General features: G+C 47.3%; 6 protein-coding genes and 2 pseudogenes. All 8 read left to right on the forward strand.

Annotated features, from left to right (window positions below; all coding sequences use genetic code 11):
* The first annotated feature begins 342 nt into the window (after positions 1-342).
* Positions 343-2,154 (forward strand): sensor histidine kinase, encoded by a 1,812-nt coding sequence (locus IEY46_RS33455; protein WP_229750721.1) that lies wholly within the window; start codon positions 343-345, stop codon positions 2,152-2,154.
* Positions 2,151-3,542, forward strand: coding sequence for a response regulator transcription factor (locus tag IEY46_RS33460; protein WP_188999929.1), 1,392 nt, complete (start codon positions 2,151-2,153; stop codon positions 3,540-3,542). Before IEY46_RS33455 ends, IEY46_RS33460 begins: the two co-directional genes overlap by 4 nt.
* Positions 3,543-3,619: 77 nt before the next feature.
* Positions 3,620-5,122, forward strand: coding sequence for an ABC transporter substrate-binding protein (locus IEY46_RS33465; RefSeq protein ID WP_188999932.1), 1,503 nt, complete (start codon positions 3,620-3,622; stop codon positions 5,120-5,122).
* A gap of 94 nt (positions 5,123-5,216) precedes the next feature.
* Complete coding sequence (locus IEY46_RS33470) at positions 5,217-6,182, forward strand: carbohydrate ABC transporter permease (protein WP_188999935.1); 966 nt, start codon at positions 5,217-5,219, stop codon at positions 6,180-6,182.
* 13 nt (positions 6,183-6,195) lie between these two features.
* Entirely contained in the window at positions 6,196-7,029 is an 834-nt protein-coding gene (locus IEY46_RS33475) for a carbohydrate ABC transporter permease (RefSeq protein ID WP_188999938.1), read from the forward strand.
* A 24-nt stretch (positions 7,030-7,053) separates the two neighbouring features.
* Positions 7,054-7,179 (forward strand): annotated as a pseudogene (locus tag IEY46_RS33480) (sulfatase-like hydrolase/transferase); the annotation flags it as partial.
* Positions 7,180-7,401: 222 nt separating this feature from the next.
* A complete protein-coding gene (locus IEY46_RS33485) occupies positions 7,402-7,680 on the forward strand; it encodes a hypothetical protein (RefSeq protein WP_229750722.1) in 279 nt (92 codons plus the stop codon).
* 1,001 nt (positions 7,681-8,681) lie between these two features.
* Positions 8,682-10,718, forward strand: a pseudogene (locus IEY46_RS33490) (hypothetical protein); the annotation flags it as partial.

Genomic DNA, 10,718 nt, shown 5'->3' on the forward strand with positions numbered 1-10,718 from the left:
TTGTAAAATATATTTCCGGGAGGCATCTATCGCCCCATCCTCTAAAAATCCGATCACCCCCTTCATAATTAAAGAATATAAGGCCGGAAGGGAAAGTCTGGCATCCATTCACGGATATTGTAGGATGTAATCAACAGCCAATCAATGTGAATAATTTAGCAGGGTTGTAGAAAGATTTAGCGCTGTCTGTTTTTCTTGACGCTTGACATTACGGAACCTTATACTTATGCCATATTTGATCGTTGAGCGAATGGCGATGACATGTTCGGTTGACCTCCTGTTTGTTCGTCTTCTTCATTTTTAATCAGATGAGATGGGGGGATCCCGAAAGGAGGTTGACCGTTGTTGAGATTGGACAAGCCTTTCAAACGCTTCAATAAATCGAGGTCGCTAAAGACGAAAATGCTGGTGTTATTGGTGACAATTTCGATCATTCCCATTCTGGTTGTCAGCTACTGTTCGCAATATTTGATGTTTCGCTCGGCGACAAACCAGAGCTCGCTGCTTTCCCAGCAAATTATGAACCTGCTCGCGAACGATCTCGATCAACGGATTTCCAACATCGACCAATTGTTGAATCCGCTAAACATCGACCTCGATTTCCAAAAATATTTGAACGTGCCTAATGAGGACACGGTTTCTCAATTGCGGTATTTAAGAGACTTTCGCGGATTTTTCGAAAAAATGACACAGTCCAATGCCAATATTTCCGGAATCCTGTACCTGGATAAGCGCGGCAAAGTGTTCTATGAAACGACTCGCAATGAAATCGTAAATAAGCAATACCAATTCGATCAAGACTCCATCTATAGCAGACTGTTTACGATGACCGATACGGTGCTTTTACCGCCTCATCCCAGAAAATATATTGAGAACGGCGGCATGGAAACGATATCGCTGGTAAAGCCCGTATTTAATTTTGACACCCATTCATTCGATGCTTGGATCATCGTACAACTGGACTCGCGGCAGTTGTTTTCGAACATCGAGCAATCGGACTTTGGCCAATATGGAGAAATCGTTATGTATTATGCCGCAACAGGAGATCGAATCGAATTGACGAAGGGAAGCGATTCTCTTCCAATATCCGCATCTGTTCTGGCGTCTGCCGCTACCGGAGGGATGAAGACGTATTTGGTTGATCAGGAAAATCGCAGTTATCAAGTGGCAAGCAGGCCGATGTCGATTGATGGCTGGACGATGGTAGGCATCGCCCCGCTGGATGTGATGGTCAAGGGAACTGAACAGACGAAGCAATTTACGCTGATTATTGCCCTTTCCCTGTTAATAATATCGTTTGCTGCCGCCATTTATTTTGTTCAATTGATTCTCAAGCCGTTGGAAAGACTAAAATCATCGATTGTCAGGCTCGGCATACAAAAAAGGACAACTAAAGTCCCACCTGCTTCTGTCGGAGAAATCGACTTTCTGATTGGCACATACAACGCCATGCTCGATAATTTGGAGCAGATGGAGGAAACGGTGCAGAAGTCGGAAATGCGGGAAAAGGAAAAAGAACTATTGCAGTTGCAAGCCCATATCAATCCGCATTTTTTGTTTAACACCCTGGAGACGATTGGGGCATTCGCCTTCCAGCACGAAGGTGAAAAAGCGGAAGAAATGGTTCAACTGATGGCCCGTATGATGCGCTACAATATTCGCTCAGATGGCGGTTGGGCGTCGTTGGAAGAGGAGTTGGGCAATATCAGGGATCTCCTCAAGATCCACTATTATCGCACGCAAATGAACATGGAAGCGGAAATGGATATTGACGATGCCGCATTAAGTGAACAGATCATGAAACTCAGCATCCAGCCATTTGTGGAAAATGCGCTGAAATACGCTGGAAACTCCTTTACCAAAGGGACGCTTTTCCGTATTGCCATCAAGGTCCGATTTGACGCTGATCACTTGGTCATTGAGATTCATGACAACGGAAAAGGGATGTCTCCCGAAGTGCGCAATAAATACGAGAAGCTGATTCGTTCCAAGGGTCAATATAAAGACAAATATTTCAACAGCCATACCGGCATTCATAATGTGTTCCGCCGCTTCCTATTGGCATATGGTGAGCATTTCGGCATGGAGGTCAGAAGCCACGAGCATGGAGGAACCCAAATCATCTTGACTGCTGAAAGGAGGAAGATCGCATGATGAAAATATGTGTTGTAGATGATGAGAAGACCGTCAGGGAAGCGATCGTGCGCAAGCTGGAACGATTGAACAAGCCGATTGAGGTTTTCGACATTGGATGCGGTTATGAAGCGCTTGACACGGTCAGACTTATCCGGCCGGAGTTGCTTATTACCGATATTATGATACCAGAGTTGTCCGGTCTGGATATGCTGGAGATGCTCAAGAAAGAAAATAATCATACGGAGATCGCCTTGATCAGCGGTTACGACGAGTTCGATTATGCCCGCAAGGCGATCCAGCACGGGGCTGTTCGTTATTTGCTGAAGCCCGTTCAGATGGAGGAACTGATTGAATTGATCGAGCTTGTGGATTCCCGCTTGATCGACAGGTGGGAAGCTGACATGAAAGAGCGCGTGTGGGAGCTGAAGCGGCATTCTTTGTCGATCGGAGAACTTGAATCGGAGCAGGTTGCAGCCTGGTTTGACGATAAAACTCCTAAAGTCATTCAATGGAGCGAGCAACCCGTATCGGAGGACGCTGAGGTTGTGTTCACGTTTAACGTGAATGATCGCCATCGGGGAGAGGTGAGAACGGCTGATCCGAGGGAAACCAATGTGTTCTATGATCGCAGCGAATTTACCTCCCGATTGCGTCGAGCGGAGGAAAAGTGGCAAAATGAAAGTTTTTTTGGCGAGAGAAGGCAAACAACTGCAGACGGAAGCGATTATGTGAAAACACTCCTTCGCCAGATGCAGAGGCTGCATGATCAAATGCTGAAGGACGCAAAGGGAATACATTCCGATGATCTGCATGAACATTTATACCAATGGTTTTTGTTGGCCGAACCGCTGCACTCTTCCAATCTGAAGAAGCAATGCGCTTATTTGATAGCGGCGCTGGACAATGTGATGACCTCAAGCAAGGAGGTAAGCGTCATTACAGAGGAACAGGCCATGCACTGGTTAGAATGGGTCGGCGGCTTTGCCACTTGGGAAGAACTCAAAATCAGCATGTCCCATTTTATCGTGGACGGCCTGAAGGCGTTGCATGAATGTGCGGTCGTTGCTCAAAATCCCGGATTGACCGCCAAGGTATTGAGGTTGCTTGAGCAATCATCCGATCCCCAAACAAGCCTGAATACGATCGCGGCGCAGTTGAATGTGCACCCGGTCACGATTAGCAAAGCGGTTCGCCAGGAGACCGGGAAAAAATTCATCGATTTGTTAGTTGCGCGGAAAATAGAAATCGGCAAAAAACTGCTGGTGCAATCGGATAAAACGGTGATTGACATTGCCCTGGAAACCGGCTATTCCGATTTTCGCTATTTCAGCAAACTTTTCAAGAAAACGTACGGCGTGACGCCCAACGAATTCCGGCAAACTAAAAAATCACCACAGCAAAGCTAAAACATTCACCATCCCCCTTCCGGGGTTTTTTTTATAATGAATATGTAACATGTAAAATAATATAGGGGTGAGGAAAAATGACGAAAAGCAAAAAGCTGATTTCCATTTGCTGCATTACGCTGATGGTAGCGATGCTACTGCTCGCGGGATGTTCATCCGGAGGATCTTCCCAGGCGGAAGGGGGAGAGCCTGTACCCAGCGATTCCGGTTCTGCGGTCGCTGATACGGAAAAGCAAGAAGATGTCACGATCACGATGTGGATGCGTTGGCCGGAGTTCGCGGAGTTGAACAAAGAAGTTATTGCCAAATTTGAAGCAAAATATCCGTACATTCATGTCGAAAACACGGAAGTGGCGACCAGCCAGTATTTGCCCCAATTGCAGACGGCGATTGCCGGCTCGGAATTGCCGGATATCTTTGCTAATTACTCCAGCTTGCCGCTGTATCAGCTGCACGATCTAGATGTCGTTCACAGCTTGAACGATGTGATTGGCGATCAAAAGGACAAGTTCGAGAAGGGGATGTTCACTCCCGGCATGACGATGATTGATGGGGACATTTACGCTTTCCCGATCACATCGAACCATCGGGACGGTTATGTAATGTATTACAACAAGGATGTGCTGCAGAAAGCCGGTCTTGGAGAACAGGACATACCGAAAAACTGGGATGACTTGTTGAAGGTGGGCAAGCAGATCGAAGAGAAGACGGACGGCAAAGCTTACGGCGTTGTCATGGGCATGCAGGAACATTGGCTTGTCAACAACATTATAGCGCATTTATCTTCGGCCATTACGCCTGAAGTATTGCCCAATTCGCATCTGAACCCGCACACCGGACAATATGTTTATGATACGGACGGGATCGTGGAGACGCTGCAGTACATCAAGAAATTGTCGGACGAGGAAGTGCTGCATCCCAACAGCTTGTTGGTCAAGGCACCGGAAGCAGCCACCTTGTTCGCCGGCGGTCAGGCGGCCTTTTTAATGAGTGGCTTGTGGGAAATTCCAACTTTCTATAAAGCAGGATTCCAGTCCTTTGGTGTGGCTCCGCTGCCGACCAAAGACGGAAAAGCAATGTATGAGGAAGTCAACGGTGACCCGAAGTCCGCCCTATATGTCAGTAAGAAGACGAAGCACTTCAATGAAGTGAAATTGTTCTTGCAATTTATGATGGACGAATATTACAAAGGTCTCGTCTCGAACGAAATCAATTTCTCGCCGATTCCGGAAATCAATCAGTCTGTGGAGATCAAGGATGCGAATCTCAAGAAAGGCTTGGATATGCAGGACAATTTATTCTTTTTCACACCTCACCCGTTCATTAAAAATCTGAATACGGTTCAAGTGAATGAGGCTATGAGCGGGAAGCTGCCGAAGGAAAAGCCCGCCGATATTTTGGAAGGCTATCTGGTCGGACAAATTACAGATGTAAAACAAGCATTGAAAAAGATAGGCGACGCACATAATCAATTGCTGAAAAAGACGATTGAAGAAGTTAAAGCCAAAGGCGTTGAAGTCGATAGCTCGGATTGGCAATTTGCCGATTGGGAATCTTTCAAATCGTATGAAGTCAAATAAAGAGAATCCCGTGCGATGCTCGAAATGCTGAGTGGAGGGGCTGTGTGCGGACATGGCCCCTTTTTTTTCGAAATGTGAAAGGAGTGGAAGGGCATTGGAAAGGCATACTGTGGGCGCAGGCAGTCGGAAGGCAAGCATGTCTCCTATTACCCGGCGTGCAGGAAGAAGAAAGTGGAATCGAATTTGGTGGTCCTATTTGTTCGTACTGCCGCAATTCGCATTTTTTATCGCATTTACAATTTATCCGATCATTATGAGTTATGTCTATTCTTTTTTTGATTGGAGCGGTATCGGCCCCCTGAAGGATTTTGCGGGTTGGGGAAATTATATCGCAGTGCTGCATGACAAATGGTTTTGGAACGCCTTCGGCAATACGTTTGTTTATATGCTTGGAACGACATGCATTCTAATGCCGACAAGTCTGCTCATGGCCATAGCGCTCAATCGTGTCATCCGCAAGGGACGCGTTTTTTACAGGGTGCTTTATTTTTTGCCGGTTATCACTACAACGGCTATTAACGGACTGGTAATGAAAGCGATCTTTGGCAACAAAAATGCGTTTTTCAATGAGCTGCTGATAAAACTGGGCATTCTTGATCAACCATTTTATTGGTTGGGTCACGCTCATTCCGCCATGATTCTGCTGATTTTGATTGGCTCCTGGCAGTTTTTCGGGATGATGATGGTTTACTGGCTGGCGGGTCTGCAATCTTTGCCGACGGATGTCTATGAAGCCGCCAGCATTGACGGAAGCAGCTCCTGGCAGTCGTTTCGCCACATTACCGTGCCGCTTCTTCTTCCCATCGGCGCCGCGATTTTGCTGTTGAGCACGGTTCACAGCATGCACGTCTTCGACCTAGCCAAGACGCTGACGGAAGGCGGACCGTATTTCAGTACGGACGTTATGGATTTGTACGTTTATCGCTATGCGTTCGATACGCAGGGCTTTCCCGCCTATGGTCGCGCCTCTGCCGCAGGGATTTTATTCGGAATTTCGATTTTTGCAATGGCGCTGCTGCTGGGTTGGCTTGTTAAAAAGACACGCGCACATACGGTGTAAGTAGGGGGAAATCATGATAAAAGGACAAAGGTTTAGACGGTTGCCACTGCATGCACTCCTCCTGGCAATGGGGGTTATTTGGGTTTATCCGTTCGTGTGGATGATTTTATCTTCGTTGAAAACAAATACGGAAATGATTAATGGAGGCATTCGGCTTTTACCGGAAGTACTGCAATGGGAAAACTATGCACGGGCCTGGAAATTGGCGAACTTTTCCGACTATTTCACAAATACGGTGATTATCGCGGTGTCCAGCGTTATCATCGTCGTCGCGATGTGCGCGTTGACAGGGTATGCGATGGGCAGGGTAAACTTCCCCGGACGAAATTTGCTGATTGGCGCCATTACGGCCTCAATGTTTATTCCTAAGGGCTATACGCTGATCCCAATGTACATCATCATCAAGCAGTTGGGGCTGTTGAATACGCTTCCCGGTGTCATTCTGGCCGAATCATCAGGCGCGCACGTTCTGTTTATTTTGTTGTTCATGACTTATTTCCAAAAGCTTCCCAATGAATTGGAAGAGGCCGCGGAAATGGACGGATGCGGATATCTCCGCACATTTCTGCAAGTCATGCTGCCGCTTTCGAAGCCGATGCTCGCCACCACGGCGATCATGCAATTTATTTGGGCGTGGAACGCATTTCTTATTCCTTTGGTGTTTACTTTGAGCAAACCAAACCTTCGTACACTGGCTGTAGGCATGTTTTCCTTTGTTGGCGAGCATTCGATTGATTGGGTGGGCATGTGCGCAGGGGCTGCCCTATCTTTAATTCCCGTCATGATTGTTTTTATTTCGTTGCAACGATATTTTATCGAAGGCGTATCCGGATCGATCAAAGGGTGATTATTTGATCGTTAAACCAGGCAGGAGCTTCAGACACCGAACCTGGACAGATTAACGAAAAAAGGGACTGCATTTTTCAGAGCGTATTGCCCAAACCCAACATGCACGCCGTCCAGAGCTTCTATAATAGCAGGGAAGTATCCAAGTCAACAATAAGTTTAAGCTGGAGTTAGAGCCGAGCAAAACCCGATTAATCGAGTTTGGCGATTCGCAAGCAAGCACAGCCAATCCAAAGGCAAACGTAAGCCGGATACCCTCTACTTTCTGAGATTTACGCATGACTGCATGCGAAACCGACAAGGGAATTTCATGGTGGGCAGGAAGACGGAGAAGAAGCGACTAAAGCAAAGCATTGGGAACGTGCAGGAAACAATGAGAAGAATGCAGCATGAAGCGGTAGAGATGCAGGCGGCAAAGATCAACCAGATCCTGCAAGGCCATTACGCCTATTACGGAATGGCAGGGAATATGAGGTGTCTGAACAAAGTCTATGCTGTCGCTGTTACCTATTGGCGGAAAGTGCTGAGCAGGCGAAGTCAGAAAAGCTATGTAACCTGGGAAGAATACCGCCACATTCGCACATTATTTCCCCTTAAGCGACCGAAATTCTTCATTCCCTATAATCGATTGAAGACCTACGCTATGCTGTAAATCCATTTCTGAAGAGCCCGGTGCGGGAAATCCGCACGCCGGGTTCTGTGGGGGTTCGGGCCACCAGTTGGGTGGCCCTTCTACCCGGAGACGGGGGCTAGCCGCCCCCTCCTACTCGATTTCTGTGGTTCAAAAAATACCTCGCGATGATTTTTTGAATTTCGCCTCCAAAAGAATACGCCGATACTGGCGCATCTGGTAATGCCAGCCCTGACGCGCTTCAACGGGAGTTGGTTTTAGGTCTTCTATACCTCGTTCGTCAAGAGTCTTCTTCCATAAAATGGACTGTAAACACACACGAAAAGTTCCGTTCCTAGTGGAACGGATATTTTTCGTGTGTTCATTTAGAAACATGTAAAGGATTGAATGGACTGCAAGCTCAATCCCGTATACACCCAAAACCTGCCGTTCCACTGAAACCCCGAAACCGAGGTGCGTCCTACGAAAGCCGGATAAAACCAGAATTGATTTCTATTCACAAGCCAAACGTACGTATTCCGAAATAAACAACCAACAATCGCTTCCGGGTCGACAGCAAAGGACGAAACTGGAGGTTGCTGAGGGGTGAATCCCGGGGGAGGTGAGCTAGGTCCCGTGGGTCCCGGCAGCCCCGGGAATGATGAAAGGTTCCCAGGATGATCAAGATATCTATTTAATTATTTGCAAAATGTAATCAGGGTTACAGATTGATCACCTTAAATAAATTTACAATAGTAGAGGATAACATTCTAGGATGTTATAGGCTCGGCTATCATGATATGCTTCACGAAGTGCTGGGGATTCGCACGTCTTTTTGAGCGTTTCATTGTCAATTGATGTAGGTGGCGGACAGGTAGCCGTGTGGGCGCAAAGCGACATAGCGGCTTGCATCCTGGGAGGATCATCACAGGTAGAAGCGATGCTGTTTGTCATATGACAATATTGATGACAACAGCTATTTTCAAAAAAATGTAATCTATATAATAGATAGGTTACATATAAAGATGAAATGGGGAGAAATAATGAAAGAGAGAATTCTGATTCTATTCATGACTGTTGCTATGGTATTCACGATGATCACACCCGGGTTGGTACCAAGAGCTGAGGCAGCAGGGGGCACAGTTACAAAAGCCTATATCGCCACGAAGGATACCATGGAATTAAACGGTCATATTCAGTATGACGGCATTCATGATAATGATGGGAATGGTTTTCTTAGTATTGGCAGGAGTAACGATGAATACGGGAATGTTCGGCAGAGGGCTGCCTTATCGTTTGATTTGGGTGTGCCAGAAGGGGTTGTTGTATCAGCAGAGTTGGTCTTGACTGTGGCTACTGTTATCAGAAATCCCAGCCATACTTTGTATATGGAAGCCAGAGGATCTGCGGCGAATGATTTGAACGATGTGACCTTCCCCTCTTTAGATACGAATAGTCCTTATGCAGATAAATTCACTGCGAAAAGCATTGCCGAAGTGCCGATGAGTACTTATCTTCAGAATCAATCCATTACATTTAATGTGAAAAGTGCTGTAGATGCTTTCACAGATATCTCGGATCGTAAAATCATCTTTATGCTCAATGGGAATGAGGCGGATGCAGATAGCGGCTGGTTCTCCGTTCATTCCTTGGAGACATACGTGAATGCTGCATACCGCCCGAAGCTGGTCGTTACGTATGAGACCGGACCAGTAAATACCCCTCCTGCGGGTGCTTTCACGATCACTGAAGGAGCAGCAACAAACGCCAGTACAGTTAATCTGTCCGTTACAGGATCAGATCCCGATGCAGGGGATAGTGTTACCCATATGAGATTTGCGAATAGCGCTGCTAATTTACCGGCAGCATCATGGCTGCCTTTCAGTAATACTGCAACATTCAGTCTAACTGAAGGAGATGGATCGAAGACCATCTATATGCAGGTGAGGGATTCTAATGGGGGGATCTCAGCCAACTCTTCTCAGACCGTTCTATTGGATCAGACAGCACCAACAGGTGCACTGATCATTAATGATGGTGCCACATGGACGAAATCGTACACGGTCACATTGAAAGGGACCTATACGGATGGAAGCGGCTCAGGAGTTGAGCTGGCGCGCCTCTCTAACATCAACGGCACTTGGCAGACCAGCTGGTTCAGCTATGCCGACTTGAACGGGAGGTCTTGGGTACTCACGGCAGGCGAGGGAGCAAAGACTGTCTATGTGCAATATAAAGATAGAGTTGGCAATACGAGTACCGGAACCATTAGCAGTATTGCAGTGGATACGACAACTCCTGTTATTTCCAATGTAGAGACCGGAAAAGTATATAACAGCAAAGTAAACGCTCTATTTAACGAGGGCAGCGGGCTGCTCAACGGCACCCCCTATACGAGTGGTACAGAGATCACGCAGGATGGCGCGTACACGCTGGTTGTAACGGATGCAGCAGGCAATGTGGCGACCATTAGCTTCACGATCGACACAGCGGCGCCAACGGTTACAGGAGTAACGAACGGCGGGATTTATAAAGAGCCGGTGACTGTTAGTTTCAACGAAGGCACGGCGACCTTGAATGGTGCTGCTTTTACAAGTGGTACAAAGATCGCGCAGGGTGGCGTGTACACGCTGGTTGTAACGGATGCAGCAGGCAATGTGACGACCGTCAGTTTCACGATCGATACAGCAGCGCCTACGGTTACGGGAGTAAGCGAAGGCGGGAGTTATAAAGAGCCTGTGACTGTTAGTTTCAACGAAGGAACAGCGACATTGAATGGTGCTGCTTTTACAAGCGGTACAGAGATTGATCAGGATGGCGCGTACACGCTGGTGGTAACGGATGCAGTAGGCAACGTGACGACCGTCAGCTTCACGATCGACACAGCAGCACCTGCGGTTACGGGAGTAAGCGAAGGCGGGATTTATAAAGAGCCGGTGACTGTTAGTTTCAACGGAGGAACAGCGACCTTGAATGGTGCTGCTTTTACAAGCGGTACAGAGATTGATCAGGATGGCGCGTACACGCTGGTTGTAACGGATGCAGCAGGCAATGTGGCGACCGTCAGTTTCACGATCGAC

It is taken from the genome of Paenibacillus nasutitermitis, from assembly GCF_014641075.1.
GTDB lineage: Bacteria > Bacillota > Bacilli > Paenibacillales > Paenibacillaceae > Paenibacillus_Z > Paenibacillus_Z nasutitermitis.

Coding starts and splice junctions, on each gene's coding strand:
- IEY46_RS33460 (WP_188999929.1), top strand. CDS start 2,151: ATGATGAAAATATGTGTTGTAGATGATGAGAAGACCGTCAGGGAAGCG.
- IEY46_RS33465 (WP_188999932.1), top strand. CDS start 3,620: ATGACGAAAAGCAAAAAGCTGATTTCCATTTGCTGCATTACGCTGATG.
- IEY46_RS33475 (WP_188999938.1), top strand. CDS start 6,196: ATGATAAAAGGACAAAGGTTTAGACGGTTGCCACTGCATGCACTCCTC.
- IEY46_RS33485 (WP_229750722.1), top strand. CDS start 7,402: ATGAGAAGAATGCAGCATGAAGCGGTAGAGATGCAGGCGGCAAAGATC.